The organism is Corynebacterium sp. 20-84 (assembly GCF_053479455.1).
Genome location: NZ_JBRBCB010000001.1, coordinates 211205 through 228549 on the forward strand (window position 1 = coordinate 211205; position 17345 = coordinate 228549).

At 64.5% G+C, this 17345-nt stretch carries 17 protein-coding genes; 5 read left to right on the plus strand and 12 right to left on the minus strand.

Annotation, left to right across the window (positions count from 1 at the left end):
* Positions 1-80: 80 nt before the first annotated feature.
* Both ACUY2Y_RS01055 and recR read left to right on the plus strand, forming a co-directional pair.
* The gene (locus ACUY2Y_RS01055) at positions 81-440 is read left to right on the plus strand and encodes a YbaB/EbfC family nucleoid-associated protein (RefSeq protein WP_259902489.1); all 360 of its coding nucleotides are present in this window, start codon (positions 81-83) and stop codon (positions 438-440) included.
* Positions 441-448: 8 nt separating this feature from the next.
* Positions 449-1075 carry a recombination mediator RecR gene (gene recR, locus ACUY2Y_RS01060; RefSeq protein WP_296146291.1) on the plus strand — a complete coding sequence of 209 codons (627 nt, stop codon included), beginning with the start codon at positions 449-451 and terminating at the stop codon, positions 1073-1075.
* A 62-nt stretch (positions 1076-1137) separates the two neighbouring features.
* Here recR and ACUY2Y_RS01065 read toward each other — a convergent pair whose 3' ends face one another.
* The 10 genes from ACUY2Y_RS01065 to ACUY2Y_RS01110 form a co-directional block, all read right to left on the minus strand.
* Entirely contained in the window at positions 1138-1866 is a 729-nt protein-coding gene (locus tag ACUY2Y_RS01065) for a type 1 glutamine amidotransferase (protein WP_448324438.1), read from the minus strand.
* The gene (locus ACUY2Y_RS01070; protein WP_448324439.1) at positions 1859-3169 is read right to left on the minus strand and encodes a MurT ligase domain-containing protein; all 1311 of its coding nucleotides are present in this window, start codon (positions 3167-3169) and stop codon (positions 1859-1861) included. Before ACUY2Y_RS01070 ends, ACUY2Y_RS01065 begins: the two co-directional genes overlap by 8 nt.
* Positions 3170-3255: 86 nt before the next feature.
* Positions 3256-4257 carry a DNA polymerase III subunit epsilon gene (locus ACUY2Y_RS01075; RefSeq protein WP_448324440.1) on the minus strand — a complete coding sequence of 334 codons (1002 nt, stop codon included), beginning with the start codon at positions 4255-4257 and terminating at the stop codon, positions 3256-3258.
* Between the two features lie 71 nt (positions 4258-4328).
* A complete protein-coding gene (locus ACUY2Y_RS01080; protein ID WP_448324441.1) occupies positions 4329-5354 on the minus strand; it encodes a hypothetical protein in 1026 nt (341 codons plus the stop codon).
* A gap of 59 nt (positions 5355-5413) precedes the next feature.
* Positions 5414-7231 (minus strand): 2-isopropylmalate synthase, encoded by a 1818-nt coding sequence (leuA, locus tag ACUY2Y_RS01085; protein ID WP_448324442.1) that lies wholly within the window; start codon positions 7229-7231, stop codon positions 5414-5416.
* Between the two features lie 242 nt (positions 7232-7473).
* A complete protein-coding gene (locus ACUY2Y_RS01090; protein WP_448324443.1) occupies positions 7474-8085 on the minus strand; it encodes a response regulator transcription factor in 612 nt (203 codons plus the stop codon).
* Positions 8082-9227, minus strand: a complete 1146-nt coding sequence (locus ACUY2Y_RS01095; protein WP_448324444.1) for a sensor histidine kinase — start codon at positions 9225-9227, stop codon at positions 8082-8084. The genes ACUY2Y_RS01090 and ACUY2Y_RS01095 overlap by 4 nt, the downstream gene beginning before the upstream one ends.
* 21 nt (positions 9228-9248) lie before the next feature.
* Positions 9249-10055 carry an ABC transporter permease gene (locus ACUY2Y_RS01100; RefSeq protein WP_448324445.1) on the minus strand — a complete coding sequence of 269 codons (807 nt, stop codon included), beginning with the start codon at positions 10053-10055 and terminating at the stop codon, positions 9249-9251.
* Positions 10052-10987 (minus strand): ABC transporter ATP-binding protein, encoded by a 936-nt coding sequence (locus tag ACUY2Y_RS01105; RefSeq protein WP_448324446.1) that lies wholly within the window; start codon positions 10985-10987, stop codon positions 10052-10054. The genes ACUY2Y_RS01100 and ACUY2Y_RS01105 overlap by 4 nt, the downstream gene beginning before the upstream one ends.
* Positions 10988-11124: 137 nt before the next feature.
* A complete protein-coding gene (locus tag ACUY2Y_RS01110) occupies positions 11125-11982 on the minus strand; it encodes a DMT family transporter (RefSeq protein ID WP_448324447.1) in 858 nt (285 codons plus the stop codon).
* Positions 11983-12111: 129 nt separating this feature from the next.
* Here ACUY2Y_RS01110 and ACUY2Y_RS01115 point away from each other — a divergent pair, with 129 nt between their 5' ends.
* Positions 12112-13377 carry an aspartate kinase gene (locus tag ACUY2Y_RS01115; protein WP_448324448.1) on the plus strand — a complete coding sequence of 422 codons (1266 nt, stop codon included), beginning with the start codon at positions 12112-12114 and terminating at the stop codon, positions 13375-13377.
* 32 nt (positions 13378-13409) lie between these two features.
* Positions 13410-14441, plus strand: coding sequence for an aspartate-semialdehyde dehydrogenase (locus ACUY2Y_RS01120; protein ID WP_448324449.1), 1032 nt, complete (start codon positions 13410-13412; stop codon positions 14439-14441).
* Here the strand turns inward: ACUY2Y_RS01120 and ACUY2Y_RS01125 are convergent.
* Together ACUY2Y_RS01125 and ACUY2Y_RS01130 are read right to left on the minus strand one after the other, a co-directional pair.
* A complete protein-coding gene (locus ACUY2Y_RS01125) occupies positions 14438-14902 on the minus strand; it encodes a hypothetical protein (RefSeq protein WP_448324450.1) in 465 nt (154 codons plus the stop codon). The two genes, ACUY2Y_RS01120 and ACUY2Y_RS01125, sit on opposite strands and share 4 nt — an antisense overlap.
* Before the next feature lie 12 nt (positions 14903-14914).
* Positions 14915-15457 (minus strand): RNA polymerase sigma factor, encoded by a 543-nt coding sequence (locus ACUY2Y_RS01130; protein WP_259902468.1) that lies wholly within the window; start codon positions 15455-15457, stop codon positions 14915-14917.
* A 197-nt stretch (positions 15458-15654) separates the two neighbouring features.
* Between ACUY2Y_RS01130 and ACUY2Y_RS01135 the strand changes: the two genes are divergently transcribed.
* Entirely contained in the window at positions 15655-17214 is a 1560-nt protein-coding gene (locus ACUY2Y_RS01135) for a catalase (RefSeq protein ID WP_448324451.1), read from the plus strand.
* The last annotated feature ends 131 nt before the right edge of the window (positions 17215-17345 follow it).

Below are 17345 nucleotides of genomic sequence, written 5' to 3' on the forward strand. Positions count from 1 at the left end.
TACACTAGTTCACGGACGCAGTCGAAATAGTCGGCTGCGTGACAGACATACTTACAACAGTCCAAGAAAGGTCGACGACCATGACTCAGCCCGATCAGAACGGTATGCCCGACATGCAGGAACTCATTCGCCAGGCGTCTGAGGTCCAGGCACAGATCCAGCGGGCGCAGGAAGAGATCCTCGCCGCGACCGTTGAGGGCTCCGCTGGTGGCGGTCTGGTGCACATCACCATGACCGGTGGCGCAGAGATCCAGGATCTGTCCATCAAGCCGGAGGCTGTGGACCCGGAGGATGTCGAGACGCTGCAGGACCTGATCCTCGCCGCATACCGCGACGCCCACACCAAGGCGGGCCAGCTGGCACAGGAGAAGATCGGCCCGCTGACCCAGCAGGGCCCGGGTGAGGGCAACGACTTCACCCAGATGTTCGGCGGAAACTAAGCCGCTGTATGTTTGAAGGCCCTCTTCAGGACCTCATTGACGAGTTCTCTCGCCTCCCCGGAGTGGGGCCGAAAAGCGCGCAGCGCATCGCGTTCCACCTGTTGAAGACAGATCCGGACGATATCGACCGTCTCCGCAGCGCTCTCGGCGCTGTGCGCGACGGCGTGACGTTCTGCCGGATTTGCAACAACGTCTCGCGCGAAGAAGTCTGCCGCGTCTGTGCAGACAGCGGCCGCGACACGGGGTTGATCTGCGTGGTGGAGGACGCCAAGGACATCCAGGTCATCGAGCGCACAGGGGAGTACTCGGGGCGCTACCACGTTCTCGGCGGAGCGCTCGACCCGCTGGCGAATGTGGGTCCGAAAGACCTGGCTATCTCCTCGCTGTTGCAGCGCATCGGCGGCGTTTTGCCGGACCGCGACGGCGAAGATGCCCCGGATATCCACGAGGTCATTCTGGCGACTGACCCGGACACCGAGGGCGAAGCGACCGCGTCGTATCTGGCGCGGTTGCTGAAGGACTTCCCGGATCTCACGACGTCGCGTCTGGCATCCGGCATGCCGCTCGGCGGCGACCTCGAATTCGTCGACGAGCTGACGTTGTCGCGCGCGCTGACGGGGCGCCTGCAGCTCTAGATCCAGCGCGGTTCAGTCACGCCGCAGCCCGACCCGAACTGCGGAGCTGCGGCGTGACGCTGTTAGCGCCCCATGCGCTCGAGACGCAGGCGGTCGACCTCGGGCAGCTCCAGCGGATCAAGCTCAGAGAGCGGGATGCCCATGGCGCGGGCGAGGATCAGGTCGGCCAGCTCGGGATTCCTGGCGAGTGCGGGGCCGTGCATATAGGTGGCGATCACGCTGCCCTGCACGGCCCCTTCGCCGTTTCCTTCCCCCTCGCCGCCGTTGCCGTGACCGTTTGTAACGGTGCCCAGCGGTGAGGCATCAGCGCCGAGGACGGTGCCGCCCAAGTGGTTTTCAAAACCGGTGAGCGGCTGGGTCAGCTCAGAGGCGGCACCGTTTTTTGCCGGGGTGGAGGCGACTTCGCCGATGGCGCGGGAGGAAAGGGGGGAGGTGGTGGCGTCGATAAGCGATAAGCCTGCGGTCTTCTTACCGTGGGCGTGGAAGCTTTCGCCGAGGATCTGGAAGCCGGCGCATACTGCGAAAATGGGGCGTCCGTTCGCGGCGGCGCGCGCGAGGCCGCCGTCGGCGATGAGGTGTTCCGCGGCGAGCACTTGCGCGCTGTCTTCGCCGCCGCCGAGCGTGTACGCGGCGAGGTCGGTGGGGACGGATTCGCCCAGCTTGATGGGCAGAATCTCTGCGTCGATATCGCGCATGCGTGCACGCCCGCGCAGGACGAGCGCGTTGCCGTCGTCGCCGTAGGTGCCCAGCACGTCGGGGAGCACGAGGCCAATGGTCAACGAATCAGTCATGGTTAGCCTCCTTGACCAGCGCCTTCTTCAGGTTGAGCAGAGCGGTGTAATTCGCGAGCACCTCCACGCGTCCGGGCGGGCACGCCATGATCGCATCGAGGGGGTCGTGGATGAGCTCGTGCTCGATCTCCGCGTACAGCAAGCGCACGGCGAGGTCGGTGCCGCGCTCGCCGGCGGCTTTCACGGGAATGTCCTCGAATTCTTCGAAGCGGACATCCCACAGCCACGACAGGTCGGCGCCGTCGCCCTCCTGCCCGTTGACCGCGATGACCAGGCCATCAGCGTCGCGGTCCACCATCGACAGGGCTTCTTGCCAGCCGGCGGGATTCTTCGCCAGCAAAAGGTGCACGTCACGGTCATTCCAGGAGATCGTCGTGTAGCGGCCGGCGACATCGTCGACGCGTTCAGCCGCGGCAATCGCAGCATGCTTATCGATGCCGAATGCCTCCACCGCCCCCGCAATCGCCTGCGCCGCATTGCCCCGGTTGGCCCTGCCCGGAAGCGCGAGCTGAAGCGGGTGCACAGTCCCGTCGGGTCCGGTCAGCCCCTCGTCGGTGACGGTCCAGTGCGGGGTGGGGCGGCGGAATTCGCGGCCGTCGGCAAGTGGCTTCGTGGCGTACCAGTCATCGTCGGTGCGCACGATGTACCCGTCGCCCCGCGGGTTCGACACCGAATCCCCGACCCAGCCGGGGCCAGCGGACACCCACACCACATTGGGTGCGTCAAAAGCGACTGAGGTGACCAGCACGTCGTCGCAGTTCGCGATGACCGTCATATCCGGGTGCGCTTCCACCGCCGCGCGCAGCTTGCGCTCGATGGAGTTGATCTCGCCGACACGGTCCAGCTGGTCGCGCGTGAGGTTGAGTAGCACCAACGCCGTCGGGTTGAGCTTGTCCGCCACCGCCGGAACGTGGAGTTCGTCGACTTCCAACACCACATGGGACGCTTTCTCGCCGGCGAGAAGCGCCGAGATAATCCCGGCGTCCATATTGTCGCCGCCCTCGTTGGTGGCCACGGTGTAGCGCGATGCCACCGCGCCGGCGAGCATCCGCGTCGTGGTGGACTTGCCGTTCGTGCCGGTGACCAGCACTGCCGGGCGCCCGCCGCCGAGCTGCTCCAAAATCCCTGGGTCGATCGCGCCCGCGATGAGGCCGCCGATCATGCCGCCGGCTCCGCGGCCCGTCGCGCGCGAGGCTTTCGTGGCCAGCTTCGCCGCGGTGATCGCCGCTGTACTGCGCAAACGCTTCAAAGTGCTTGCCTTGCCCGCCCGGTCGCGTGAACTTCCGGATGTGCTTGAATTCATGGGCTAAACCCTAGTTCATCGCTGCCCGGCAAACGTTGAGTGACGAGGGGGCAGCGCGCAGAAAACTGTGGCGGAGCGTCGGGGCGTCAATTCCCGCGGGCGTCGTGAGCGGCGCGCACGGCTGCGAGAAAATCCTCGTCGGAGACCAACGGAATTCCTTTGCGCTGCGCGTGCATCGCTTTGCCGCGCAGGTCAGCGGGGTCGCCGGTGGCGTTAGTGACCACTAGGGATGTCTCGCGGGTGAGCTTCTCGGCGTAGGTCATCTCCAAATCGAGGATCGCCTGGATCAGCTCGTCGTGCTCGGCGCAGATATCGTCGGAGACCACCACCTCCATGCCGGGGCGCAGGCCGGACTTGTTGGTGAACTGGCCGGGGTTGCCGTGCTGGGCGGGAGCCTTCTCGGCGTCGACGCGCAGCTGGGTGCGCTGCAGCCCGAACCGGTCCGGGGCCAGCTCATCTGTGGTGCGGGTGACCAGCGGACCGGCATTGACCAGCGCCAGGTACAGGCCGACGAGCGCGAGGGTGCGCTCGCGGGAGGTCTCCTCTTCAGGCTGGGCGGCGCGCTCGACAGACGCAGCGGCAAGGGGAACTACGACGCCGGAGAGGGAGGCGACGGCTTCGAGGCGTTCGTCGATAAGCACTGCTCCTTGTTTACGCGCGGTTGCGAGCGTATCGACGATCCCCTCTGGCCGCGGCACATGCCCCACCCGCTGTCGACGGCGGCCACCCCGACGGTTGCGCGAACGATTCGCGCGCGCCGCCGCATTCATCGCGCGACGTGCCTCCGAAACAATGAAGCCCCACACCAGCGCCGCATCGTGAACGACGAGCGTGCGGCCGTCGAGGAATTTATCCAGTTTCTTCAAATGGCGGGAGAATTTCGCGGCGCGCTCGAAATCGTTGCGCTTCACACCGTGCGTGTGCATCGGGCCCGGGTCCCCGCCGACGTTGAACACCGCGTGGAATTCCTCGCCGACGACCCCCGATTCGTCGAATGCGACACCATCGAGGGAGACCAAACGGCCGCTCGACGGATGAATATTCGTCGTCTGCGCGGTGAACGCGGCGAACGGGAATTTCTCCGTCATGCTCGGCTCATGCTGCTGGGAATCTGCGTCCTGTGCACGGCTGGATGCGCTGGTTGTGGGGGTGTCGTTGTCTACCATTGAAGCTCAAAAATCGGTTGTGGATCAGGGGCGTTGTCGGCACCGCCGCCGCCGTTGCCACCGTTATCCGGTGCGGGCGCGGGGGCTGGCGGGGGTGCTGGGTTCGGATTTGGGTTCGGCGGCGGTGCCGGATTCGGGTTCGGCGCAGGAGCGGGCGCTGGGGCAGGTGCGGGCGCAGGAGCCGGTGCCGGATTCGGGGCAGGGTTCGGGTTCGGGTTCGGCGCGGGCTCTGGTGCCAGATTCGGATCCTGCGCAGGCTCGGAGACGTCCTCGCTGTCGGATGCGGAGCTGGGCGCCGTGGATGAGGTGGATGAGGTGGTCGACGCAGACGACTCGGACGACGGGGAGCTGGGCGCGGAGCTTGTGGAGACCGTCTGGGACTGAGTGGTCTCGTCGGTGGAATCCGTGAACGCGGTCATCTCGCGACCGTCCTCGTTAAGCCCGTAGTAGTAGCTGAGCAGGCCGACAAGGCCGATGGCCAGGGCAAAGGAAAGAATGGTGACTGCCTGTAAATTCCTGCTCTGTGGCTTGGTGCGTGCGACGGTGCTTCCACCGGTGGTCGGAGCCGTGGAAGCGTCGGCGGCGAGCGCGGCGGCCTCGGCTTCTTGATCGGCGGCGAAAGAGTCCGCGATGGGGAGTGATTCCGTGGACGCGTCCGCCGAGTGAGCGGGCGAACGCGGTGCTCCCAGCGGGTCGGCGTGAATGGTCAGCGCCGGTTGGTCGTCCACAGTGGTGAACGAGCCGCGAGCCAGCGCGACCAAGCCGCGGGCCTCCAGCAGGCGTAGTGACGGGCTGAGGTCAGCCGAAGCTTCAGCATCGAAGTGGCCGAGCATGTCGCCGTCCATGCATGCGACGACATCGCCGGCGGAGTCGAAGCAGATTTCCACGACGGCGGGGGAGCCGTCGGGGCAAGGGGCAGCGTCGATAAGCACTGTGCGCTGGGTGCCCGCCGGGAGCCACACGCTGCTCGTGTGCGGCGACAGATCAGCGCGGTCGTCCGCGGCATTATGCTCGCTCATGCTGATCTCCTCTGGTTCAACGCACTATCCCCAGAGAAGACTAGTACTCACCGCTGAAATTAATCCAGTGCGCGGTTCACGGCAGACACCATCGCCTTGATCGACGCGCGTGTCGTCGACCCTGCAATGCCCACGCCCCACGCTGTGGCACCGCCCACCTCGCTGTAAATGAAGCAGGCCGCGTCCGCATCGCCGCCGGCCGTGCGGGCCTGCTGACGGTAGTCCTTGACCTCGTACTTCAGACCCAGCGAGCGCAATGCGTCAGCGAAAGCCGCGATCGGGCCGTTGCCCGCGCCGGTGATCTCGCGCTCGGCGCCGTCGAAGACGACCGTCGCCGCGACCTTCGCCTCGTCGTCGTCTGTCTCCGCTGCGTCGACGTGCAGATTGACCAGCTCGACGTGGCTATCCAAATCCAAGTACTCGCCGGCGAAGACATCCCACATATTCTTCGAATTGACCTCGCCGCCCTCCGAATCCGTGATGGCCTGGACAGTGGAGGAGAACTCGGCCTGCATCTCCTTGGGCAGGTTGATGCCGTGGTCCGTCTTCATGATGTACGCGACGCCGCCCTTGCCCGACTGGGAATTGACGCGGATGACCGCCTCGTAGTCGCGGCCCACGTCCTTCGGATCGATCGGCAGGTAGGGGACCTCCCACACCGTTTCGCGCAGCTCCTCCCACGCGACGTCGGTGGAATTCGCGTCGGGGCGGACCTTCTGCGCCAGGGCGTCGAGGCCCTTGTTGATCGCGTCCTGGTGCGAACCGGAAAACGCGGTGAAGACGAGCTCGCCGCCGTACGGGTGGCGCTCCGGCACGCGCAGCTGGTTGCAGTACTCGACGGTCTCGCGGATGCCCGCGATATCGGAGAAGTCGATCTGCGGGTCCACGCCCTGGGTCAGCATGTTCAGGCCGAGCGTGACCAGGTCGACGTTGCCGGTGCGCTCGCCGTTGCCGAACAAGCAGCCCTCAATGCGGTCCGCGCCGGCCAAGTAGCCGAGCTCAGCTGCCGCGATGCCCTCCCCGCGGTCATTGTGCGGGTGCAGGGACAAGATGATGCAGTCGCGCTTGGCGAAGTTGCGGTGCATCCACTCGATCGAATCCGCGTACACATTCGGGGTGATCATCTCCACCGTGGCCGGCAGGTTGATGATCATCGGGTTATCCGGGGTGGCCTCCATGATGTCCACCACCGCGTCACACACGTCCACCGCGAAGTCGAGCTCCGTGCCGGTGAAGGACTCCGGCGAGTATTCCCAGCGCCAGTGCGTGTCCGGGTAGTCCTTCGCGATGCGCTTGATCAGCTCGGCGGCGTCGGTTGCCAGCTTCTTGATCGCGGCGCGGTCCTTGCGGAACACCACCTCGCGCTGCAACTTCGACGTCGAGTTGTAGAAGTGCACGATCACGCGCGGCGCACCGGCGCACGCCTCGAAGGTGCGGCGGATCAGGTGCTCGCGTGCCTGCACCAGCACCTGGATGGTCACATCATCCGGGATCATGTCCTCGTCGATGATCTCGCGCACGAAATCGAAATCCGTCTGGGATGCCGACGGGAAACCGACCTCGATCTCCTTGTAGCCCATCTCCACCAGCAGCTTGAACATGCGGCGCTTGCGCTCAGGGCTCATCGGGTCGATCAGCGCCTGGTTGCCGTCGCGCAGATCCACGGCGCACCACTGCGGGGCGACGGTGATCTTCTTGTCGGGCCACGTGCGGTCCGGCAGCGTGATGTCTTCTACCTCTTTAGCGAAAGGCAGGTAGCGCTCGAACGGCATTGACGAACCGCGCTGGGAATTCCAAGCGGGCTGGCCCTCGTTGCGGGGGCCGTTCGGCGTGCGGGTTTCTGCGGGTGCGGCAAAGTGTGCGTCAGACGGGGTCATTGCTATACATCCTTAAACTGCTAAACGCTGGTGCGTGCTGAGGCGGGGTATTACATCAAATGTACGGCCGGCAAGCACAACATCCGCGGCGGGGCGTCGGCCGTGTGATTGATCGGGGAGCGATCAGGGCCTAAATCCCGCCGCGGCGTAGAAGGAGTAGAGCGCGCTGCGACATGTGACGCAGTTTACACAAAAAACGTGCGCTCGCGCCGGGAAATGGCTCAATGCTTGGGCGGGGCCTGCTAGACCCACCCGCGTTCGAGGGCGATGGTGTAGGCCTCGAAGCGGTTCGCAGCATCTGTTTTGGCCATGGCAGAAGAAATGTAATTGCGCGTCGTACCCGGCGCGAGGTGCGCGGCTTCAGCGATCACCTCGACGGAGCCGCCGCGCCCGGCGAGCAGGAGCACTTCGGCTTCCCGATCCGTCAGCGGCGAGTCGCCCGCAGCGATGGTGGCGGCAGCCAACTCTGGGTCGATGTGGCGCTTGCCGGCGTGCGCGGCGCGAATCGCGGCGGCGAAGCCCTCGGCAGAGGATGTCTTCGGCAGCACCCCGAGCACACCAGCAGCAAGTGCCCGCTTGACGGCACCCGGCCGACCGTGACTGGTCACCACCACGACCGCAGCATCGATCTGCCCTGCCACCTCGATACCGTCCATGTCACCGCCGAGCTGTAGGTCAGTGACCACCACATTGGGCCGGGTCCCGGGGTCGGTTGCTGCCGTGGCCCACCAGGTGAGGAACTCGTGTGCGGAATAGGCGACGTGGGAGACGTCGATGTCTTCCTCCAGGCTGATCAGGGTGGCCAGGGAGTTGGCGACAAGGGCTTCGTCGTCAAGCAATGCGACCGTGATCATACACCCACCTTAAGCGCGATCGTGAACTGCTCGGGGGATTGCTCCACCACAAGGCGGGCACCGTGGGGCGCGGCACGGCGGCGCAACCCCTCCAACCCGGCACCGGGGCGCTCGGACGGCTCCGGGTGATCGTTCGTCACGGTGACCCCCTCCGGGCCCAGGTCGATGGTGACCTGCGTGGCCTGGGAGTGGCGCAGCACGTTCGTAGCGGCCTCACGGACGAACCAGGCAGCGGTCTCCCGCAGGCCTGCGGGAACATCGGTGCTCGTTCCACTGATGGTGACCTCAGCTCCCGCTTGGGTGAGCACCTGTTGTGCCCCGGTCAGCTCCGTGGCCAGGTCGGGGGTGCGGTAGCGGTTGACCACGTGGCGCAGGTCTGCGGCCGCTGACTGGGTGAGCTGGTGGAGTTCGTCGAGCTCCTCTGTGAGCCTTCCGTCACCCCGGGCGGCAAGGGCTTGGGCGAGCTGCGTCTTAATGGTCATCGCCGCCAGGTGCTGGCCCATGGTGTCATGCAGGTCCTGGGACAGGCGCAGGCGTTCCTGAGCGGCAGTGAGCTGCGTTTCCAGGCGGCGAGCGCGCTCCGTTTCAATCATCGCACGCGAAAACCACGTGCCCATGGGGACAAACAGGGCGAAAACCACGCTGTAGGTCAGCACCATGATCGTGTTCTCCCGGTCAGTGACCCGGGCGGTCACCGCCACGGCGGCCGCGATGAGCAGCGCCGAGGAGACGAGGCTGTGCGGTAGAAACGGCAGGTAGGCCACTAGGATGGTCAAGTAGATGCCCAACGCCGCTGTCGTCGCTCCACGGGTGAACTCCTCTGGTGCAAACGCAGCGACGGCGCAACTGAGAGCGAGCGCCACGAGCTGGCCTACGAGGCCGATCTTCAGCCATGCCTCACCGCGCGGGTGCGGCTGAAGCCGCAGTTTCTGGTTGGTGTGCAGGGCGATGGACCCGGCGGCGCAGGAAACGAACGCCACTGCGACACCGGCGAACAATTCCGGCCCCCAGTGCCGGGCGTGCACGATCGAAGTGAACGCGAGCACTGCGGCGATCAGCCACGGACCGGCCACCATGGACCACCGGTTCACCGCCAAAAAGCGGGCGGAATAGTCCATCTCGCGCCAGCTTGTCGTTGCCATAGTGAATCCCAAGCGTAGCGGCTAGCGGTGCGTTTCCCAGCGCATGTACTGGTAGGCGCCCCAGATCAGCGCTACTGCCCACGCCGCGAGGGTGAGCAGCTGCGTCCACGAGTCTGCGAAAGTGGCGCCGAAGCCCTCGCCGAGCCAGCCTTTGCGGAACAGGTCTATGGCAAGCGCAAACGGTGTGATGTCCAGGATGCTGCTGACGTTGTCGGGCAGCATGTCGCGGAATTGAGTTTGGGAGAAGATCATCAAGAGCAACACCGGCATCGAGGTGATCTGCGCGTTCTCCGCATTCGCGGTGAAACGGCTCGTCACAAGGGCCATTCCGTGCGAACAGGCGATGCCGAGCACCATGACCAGCGCCATGAGCACAGGATTGACAGGCCACACATGCGGTACCGGCGCGGTGACGGGCATGAACATCGACATCGTGGAAAATGCCACAACCATGATGAGGGCGAGCACCACCACCAGAACCGAAGCCGGTAGGCCGATGGCGGTGAGGATTTCCCAGTCACGCGCCTGGCCGGTGCGGAGCCGCTTGAGTACGTTCTCGTCGCGCCGGGTCACCGCCATGGACAGCACCGGATAGAAAACGCCGAAGCCGAGGGCGAAGAGCAGAAATATCTCAGATGCGGTTGCGGTGGATTGCACCGATTGATCCCCAATCACCCACAAAACGAGGGGCAGCACCGCGGGAAACAGCAGCGCCATGAAAACGACGACGCGGTTACGGGTGAACTGCAGCCATTCAGCTCGGCCTAAAGCGCGCAGTCTGCTTGTCGACGCCCCATCGCCGCGGTTCATAGTCTGTACGGAGGTCATGCTGCTTCCTTTCCGGTGGGGGCGCTGGCGCTGGAGTCGAACCCAGCGCCGGCGATGTTGTGGAATACCTGCTCCAGGCTCGCGGGCCGGGAGGCGAACTGTTCGATTGCGACACCGTGCTCGTTGGCCCAGCTGAGCACGGCGAGCGTGTCGTCTTGGAGGCGTGAGGTGGCAATGGAGATGCGCTCACCGGTGCGTGTGGTCGTTGTGCCCGGCAGGTTGGGGAGTTCGGTAGTGGTGTCGGGGAGTGTGAACGTGATCTCCGAGGCCACTGTCTCGGTCAACTCGGCCTGGGTGCCCTCGATCTCGAGGCGCCCGCGGTGCATGATGGCGATGCGGTCGCACAGTTGCTCGGCCTCTTCCAGGTAGTGGGTGGTCAGCACCATTGTCACGCCATTGTTTTTGAGCCCGTGCAGCAGTTCCCATACGCGGCGGCGCGACTCGGGGTCTAGACCTGTCGTCGGCTCGTCGAGAAACAACACCGAGGGGTTGCCCACGAGAGCGCACGCGAGATCCAAGCGGCGCTGCTCACCACCGGACAAGGACCCCACCTTCACATCGGGTCGGTGGTCAAGCTGCACGGCGTGCAAGACATCTTTGACATCCAACGGCTCCGAGCATGTCCCCGCCCACATCGTGAGCGTCTCGTCCACCGTGAGCGCCTGCGGCATGCCGCCGGACTGCAGCATGATGCCGGTGTGCGGCCGCACCCGCGCGCGATCGGCTACGGGGTCCATGCCCAGTACTCGCACCTCGCCCGCACTCGGCGCTGCCAAGCCCTCCATCACCTCGAGCGCGGATGTCTTGCCCGCGCCATTGGTGCCCAGTAGCCCGTACATCTCGCCGGGCGCGATGCACAGGCTCATCCCGTCGACTGCGGTGTAGCCGCCGTAGTCCCGTCTGAGATTTCTCACTTCGATTGCGTGGTTCATGCTTTACACCCTGCCGTGCGGGTGTCGTGCCTGGTAGAGGCGTATGTCAGCAATCAGGGGTGACAAATGTCATCGAAGACGCTTGTCCCGCCAGTTGCGCGTGCGCTCAACAACAATCCAAAGGCCACGCCGCGCGATCAGAGGGATTTCCGCGACAGGAAGAAGGTGGCCACGAACATCGCGATGACAGCCAACGCCATCAGCGCCCAGCCCCACACGGTGGTCACTGTGAATTTCTCGCCGAGCAGCGTCATCCCCAGCGCGTAAGCGAGCAACGGCTCGAAGATCTTCATCGCGGGCAGCGATTGCGATAAATTCCCCGCGCTGAACGCATATTGCTGCACGATCGTGCCCACGATCGCCGCGCCAAGCAGCGCATACAGCGGCCACGTGGTCACCATCTCGGGGATGCCTCCGCGCACGAACGCATCGACGGTCGTCTTTGAAAACACCGCAAGGTAGCCGAAAATCGCGCCGCACACCGCGCCCAGCAGGAACGCGCGCAGCACCGACCGCTGTCGCCTCGCCACGGCACCAGTCACCGCCATCACCGCAGTTCCGGCACCCACAGCAGCAAGCCATTCGCTTATCGACGCCTCCCTCGTCCCCGGCTCCGGCTTCCCCAGCACCACCAGCACGCCCACGGCGATAGTGAGGACCGTGGCCCAGAAAGTCTCGTCGATCTCCATGCCGCGCCGCTCCACCCGCGCCGCCAGCAGCAGGGTGAGCAGCAGCGACAGCACTAGCACCGGCTGCACCACCAAGAGAGTGCCGAAAGCCAGCGCCACAGCCTGGAAGCCGTACGCAAGCCAGGCCAGCGACAACGACAACCACCACGTCGGCCGCTTGATCGCCCCGATCGCCCCCGACGAGCCTTTCTCCCCCTCGTGCTCCGCGTTGTGGCGCAGCACGATCTGGTGGCGCCATACGGTGCCGATCGCGATCGTCAGCGCGGACGCGAACGCGAACAAGACGGCGAGGGCATTACTGTGCACCCGGATCATAGTAGTGGCACCAGATTGCAACTTAATGGCGGGTTTTAGAGGTGTGTCCGGGTATCCTGTTTCACACAGATTGACCGCTTGACAGTAAAAGCGCACAAAGACGCAGAAAGGCGGACCAGGGTGGCACTGATCGTCCAGAAATACGGTGGTTCCTCGCTTGAGAGCGCTGAGCGGATTCGTGCCGTCGCGGAACGTATCGTGGCCACCCACAAGGCGGGCAATGACGTCGTGGTGGTCTGCTCCGCGATGGGCGACACGACCGACGAGTTGCTGGACTTGGCCGCGCAGGTCAACCCGACCCCGCCGCCGCGCGAAATGGACATGCTGCTGACGGCGGGGGAGCGCATCTCCAACTCGCTGGTGGCGATGGCGGTCGCAGGGCTCGGTGCGCCGGTGCAGTCCTTCACCGGTTCCCAGGCCGGTGTGATCACCACTGAGCGCTACGGCAATGCACGCATTCTCGAAGTGACGCCGGGGCGCGTCAAAGATGCGATCGACGCGGGCAAGATCGCCATCGTCGCTGGCTTCCAGGGCGTCAACCGGGACACCCGCGACGTGACCACCCTGGGCCGCGGCGGTTCCGACACCACAGCGGTAGCTCTCGCAGCAGCCCTCGGCGCAGACGAGTGCGAGATCTACTCCGACGTCGACGGCATCTACAGTGCGGACCCCCGCATCGTCCCCGACGCGAAGAAACTCGACAAGATTTGCTTCGAGGAGATGCTCGAGCTGGCCGCGTCCGGGTCGAAGATTCTGGTGCTGCGCAGCGTCGAATACGCCCGCGCATTCAATGTTCCCATGCGAGTACGCTCGTCTTACAGCAACGATCCCGGCACGCTCGTGACCGGAGCGATGGAGGATATCCCCGTGGAAGAAGCAGTCCTGGTCGGTGTCGCCACCGACGATTCCGAAGCAAAAATCACCGTATTCGGTATTCCCGACGTCCCGGGTGAGGCCGCGAAGGTCTTCCGCGTGCTCGCCGATGCCGAGATCAATATCGATATGGTTCTGCAGAACACCTCCACGCAGGGCAATAACGTCACCGACATCACCTTCACCCTCCCGATCGCGGACGGGCCGCGCGGCATGGAGTTGCTCACCAACCTGGTGAAGAACGAGGGCTGGGAAGACGTCACCTACAACGACGAGATCGCGAAGGTCTCACTCGTGGGTGCTGGCATGAAGTCCCACCCAGGCGTCACCGCGGACTTCACGGAGGCGCTGCGCGACAGCGGCGTCAACATCGGCATGATGAACACCTCGGAGATCCGCATCACGGCTGTTGTGCGCCGCGCGGATATGGAGGACGCAGCGCGCGTCATCCACGAGAAATTCGACCTCGGTGGAGACGAGCCTGCAGTCGTCTACGCAGGCACCGGCCGTTAAAACGCACAGAACAAAGATTGGAGCAAAAAGACATGACCACCGTCGCCGTCGTCGGAGCCACCGGCCAGGTTGGACAGGTGATGCGGGAGATTCTGCAGGAGCGTGATTTCCCGGCAGATGAGGTGCGCTTTTTCGCGTCCCCGCGCTCGGCCGGCAAGGAGCTCGAATTCCGCGGCGAGACGATCGTCGTGGAGGATCTCACCCAGGTCACGGTCGATTCCGTCAAGGACGTCGACATCGCGTTGTTCTCCGCAGGCGGCTCGACATCCAAAGAGTGGGCGCCGGTCTTCGCGGAGGCAGGCGCGACGGTCGTCGATAATTCTTCTGCGTGGCGCAAGGACCCGGACGTCCCGCTCATCGTCTCCGAGGTCAACCCCGACGACGCGAAAAACCTGCCCAAGGGCATCATCGCGAATCCGAATTGCACGACAATGGCGGTCATGCCTGTCGCCAAAGCGCTTGACGACGCAGCGTCGCTGACCACCATGCGCGTCGCCTCCTACCAGGCGGTGTCGGGGTCGGGTCTGGCGGGCGTCGATACGCTTGCTGCGCAAGTCGCTGAAATCGGTGACCGGAATGTGGACCTCACTCACGACGGCTCCCTGCTCAACCCGGACGAGCTCGGCCCGTATGTTGCCCCGATCGCGTACAACGCTCTCCCGATGGCCGGCAATCTCGTCGACGACGGCTCGTTCGAAACCGACGAGGAGCAGAAACTGCGCAACGAATCCCGCAAGATCCTCGGCCTGCCTGACCTCAAGGTCTCCGGCACCTGCGTGCGCGTGCCCGTTTTCACTGGCCACACCATGGTCGTCCACGCCGAATTCGAACGCGAGATCACGCCTTCCTCGGCCATCGACGTGCTCAACGACGCACCCGGTGTCTCCGTCGTCGACGTTCCCACCCCGCTCGCTGCCGCCGGCAAGGACGACTCCCTCGTCGGCCGTATCCGCCAAGATCAGGCCGTCGACGGCAACCGCGGATTGGTCTTCGTCGTCTCCGGCGACAACCTGCGCAAGGGTGCTGCCCTGAACACGATCCAGATCGCAGAGCTGCTGGTCTAACCTTCCTCGACCACGATGTCCACGGTGTAGGTTGGGCGCGGCCCGTCGTCGTCATGGCAGATACCGGTCACGTCCGGCATTTGGCGGAAGCAATCCGCAACCCTGATGGTGCCCTCGCCAGGGGCCAGCGCAGTCACCACAAGGTAGGTGTATCCGCCGGCGCCAACGATTGAAGGATCCAGCGGACCTTCGTTGACTTCTTCAACCTCGACGATGTCTGGTGCCGGCACCTCAACTAGTTCGTACCACGTCCCCACCGAGTGATTATGCGAGCCGACACCGATCCTCACCGCCTCTCCCGGCTTGAGCACGATAGGTTCTTCGATTTCGCTAATGCTCAACGGCTGCGGCGGTGGAACCGACAGCGCACGAAACATAAGCACGGTCAGCAACGCTGCGAGAAGCACCGCGAATCCTGCAACCGCAGCTACTATCCACGTTTGGCCCTTCTTCCCCGTCATGACTTCAGAATTCTAGTCGCTTGTGCCGGCGACAAGGTCGCGTCGCGCACGCGCCACACGGGAGCGGATCGTGCCGACGCGCACATTCGCGATCTTCGCCGCTTCCTCGTAGGTGTACCCCAGCACCTGGGTGAGGATGAGGGCTTCGCGGCGTTCGGGAGCCAGCGCGTCGAGAAGCGTTCGTGCGTCCATCACCTCGGACCACGTATTCGGGTTGTCGCGGCTCGGCTGTTGCGCCGCCACATCGTCGTACTCCGCCGCCGCTTTCCGAGGTCGGGCCATGTCGTGGCGTACCGAATCCACCCACGCACGCCGCGCCAACGACAACAACCACGTCCGTGCACTCGATCGCGCCGCGAAGCGGGGGAGCGCCCCCAACACCCGCAAATACGTCTCTTGCGTCAAGTCATCCGCCTGCTCCCTGCCCGCCAAATGAGCCAGCAGGCGCCACACATCGTCGTGGGTCAAGCGAATGAACTCAGACAACGCCTGCTTATCGCCACGCCCAGCCCGCAAGGCCAGATCCGTGACATACGCGTCGTCCCTTTTATTCACGAGTGCAGACGTTACCAGCATAAACAGCGATGACCTGCGAACGATTGCTGATTAGCGTTCTAAAGCTGACAGCCCGCTGCGGAATAGTTCAAACAAAGGAATGAGTTAGGGCGAACTTGGTTGAAGGGCCTATAGCGCGTGCGTAGTGTCGGATTCACCAGTGAATCAAACCTGATTTAACGAGGAGGGCCATCTACATGGCTGAGAACAAACCCGCTGAAGAAATTGTGAAGAAGGGCGAGCGCGCTGCCGGTAACGGCAAGACCACCCGCCTGGGCGGCCAGCCGGTCGCGTCGGAGAACATCTCCGTCACCGCCGGTCCGCAGGGCCCGAACCTGCTCGACGACATTCACCTCGTCGAGAAGCTCGCCCACTTCAACCGCGAGAACGTCCCGGAGCGCATCCCGCACGCCAAGGGCCACGGCGCATTCGGTGAGCTGCACGTCACCGAGGATGTCTCCAAGTACACCAAGGCCAAGCTGTTCCAGCCGGGCACCGTCACCCCGATGGCTGTGCGCTTCTCCACCGTCGCCGGTGAGGCTGGCTCCCCGGACACCTGGCGCGACGTCCACGGCTTCGCTCTCCGTTTCTGGACCGAGGACGGCAACTACGACATCGTCGGCAACAACACCCCGACCTTCTTCCTGCGCGACCCCGTTAAGTTCCCGGACTTCATCCACTCCCAGAAGCGCCAGCCGGACTCCGGCCTGCGCAACGACGAGATGCAGTGGGACTTCTGGACCCGCACCCCGGAGTCCGCTCACCAGGTGACCTACCTGCTCGGTGACCGCGGCACCCCGAAGACCTCCCGTCACCAGGACGGCTTCGGTTCCCACACCTTCCAGTGGGTCAACGAAGAGGGCGACGCAGTCTGGATCAAGTACCACTTCAAGACCCGTCAGGGCTGGGAGTGCTTCACCGACGAAGAGGCAGGCAAGATGGCCGGCGACAACGCCGACTACCACCGCCAGGACCTGTTCGAGGCCATCGAGCGCGGCGACTACCCGATCTGGGACGTCAAGGTCCAGATCATGCCGTTCGAGGACGCGGAGAACTACCGCTTCAACCCGTTCGATCTCACCAAGACCTGGTCCCAGAAGGACTACCCGCTTGTCGACGTCGGCTACTTCGTCCTCAACCGCAACCCCAAGAACTTCCACGCTCAGATCGAGCAGATGGCTCTCGACCCGGCCAACATCGTTCCGGGCGTCGGCCTGTCCCCGGACCGCATGCTGCAGGGCCGTGTCTTCGCATACGCAGACCAGCACCGCTACCGCATCGGACCGAACTACAAGGACCTGCCGGTCAACCAGCCGATCGTTCCGGTGAACACCTACGCTGAGCGTGGCCCGATGGCGTTCTTCTTCAACAACGAGGGTGAGCCGAACTACACTCCGAACCGCACCGACAAGGGTGCCGGCTACCTCGACAACGGTGAGGACTCCTCCTCCAACCACACCACCTACGGCCAGGCTCACGACCTGTACGTCAACCCGGACCCGCACGGCACCGACCTGGTCCGCGCTGCGTACGTCAAGCACGCCGAGGATGACGACTTCGGCCAGGCAGGCACCCTGTACCGCGAGGTCTTCGACGACGCTGAGCGCGAGCGTTTCATCGACAACGTCACCAACAAGATGCTGCCGATCCAGGACAAGGACGTCGAGGAGCGCACCTTCGCCTACTGGGGCAAGGTCGACGCCGACCTCGAGCTGAAGCTTCGCGAGGTGCTTGCTGAGAAGCGCAAGAACGCTTAAGGCTTAAGTTTCAAAGCTCAGCGCTAGCTGCACCAAGCTAGGCGCCAAGCACGAAGCCCCGCCGGGCCGCTGCCACGAAAGGCAGTGCCGGCGGGGCTTTGTTTTTCCACGTCTTCGTCGAGACGACGCGT

Bases quoted from the DNA above. Each gene is read 5' to 3' on its own strand.
- ACUY2Y_RS01125 (WP_448324450.1), bottom strand. From the start codon at position 14,902: ATGACGGGGAAGAAGGGCCAAACGTGGATAGTAGCTGCGGTTGCAGGA.
- ACUY2Y_RS01135 (WP_448324451.1), top strand. From the start codon at position 15,655: ATGGCTGAGAACAAACCCGCTGAAGAAATTGTGAAGAAGGGCGAGCGC.
- ACUY2Y_RS01070 (WP_448324439.1), bottom strand. From the start codon at position 3,169: ATGAATTCAAGCACATCCGGAAGTTCACGCGACCGGGCGGGCAAGGCA.
- ACUY2Y_RS01080 (WP_448324441.1), bottom strand. From the start codon at position 5,354: ATGAGCGAGCATAATGCCGCGGACGACCGCGCTGATCTGTCGCCGCAC.
- ACUY2Y_RS01055 (WP_259902489.1), top strand. From the start codon at position 81: ATGACTCAGCCCGATCAGAACGGTATGCCCGACATGCAGGAACTCATT.
- leuA (WP_448324442.1), bottom strand. From the start codon at position 7,231: ATGACCCCGTCTGACGCACACTTTGCCGCACCCGCAGAAACCCGCACG.
- recR (WP_296146291.1), top strand. From the start codon at position 449: ATGTTTGAAGGCCCTCTTCAGGACCTCATTGACGAGTTCTCTCGCCTC.
- ACUY2Y_RS01100 (WP_448324445.1), bottom strand. From the start codon at position 10,055: ATGACCTCCGTACAGACTATGAACCGCGGCGATGGGGCGTCGACAAGC.
- ACUY2Y_RS01105 (WP_448324446.1), bottom strand. From the start codon at position 10,987: ATGAACCACGCAATCGAAGTGAGAAATCTCAGACGGGACTACGGCGGC.
- ACUY2Y_RS01065 (WP_448324438.1), bottom strand. From the start codon at position 1,866: ATGACTGATTCGTTGACCATTGGCCTCGTGCTCCCCGACGTGCTGGGC.
- ACUY2Y_RS01120 (WP_448324449.1), top strand. From the start codon at position 13,410: ATGACCACCGTCGCCGTCGTCGGAGCCACCGGCCAGGTTGGACAGGTG.
- ACUY2Y_RS01095 (WP_448324444.1), bottom strand. From the start codon at position 9,227: ATGGCAACGACAAGCTGGCGCGAGATGGACTATTCCGCCCGCTTTTTG.
- ACUY2Y_RS01090 (WP_448324443.1), bottom strand. From the start codon at position 8,085: ATGATCACGGTCGCATTGCTTGACGACGAAGCCCTTGTCGCCAACTCC.
- ACUY2Y_RS01075 (WP_448324440.1), bottom strand. From the start codon at position 4,257: ATGACGGAGAAATTCCCGTTCGCCGCGTTCACCGCGCAGACGACGAAT.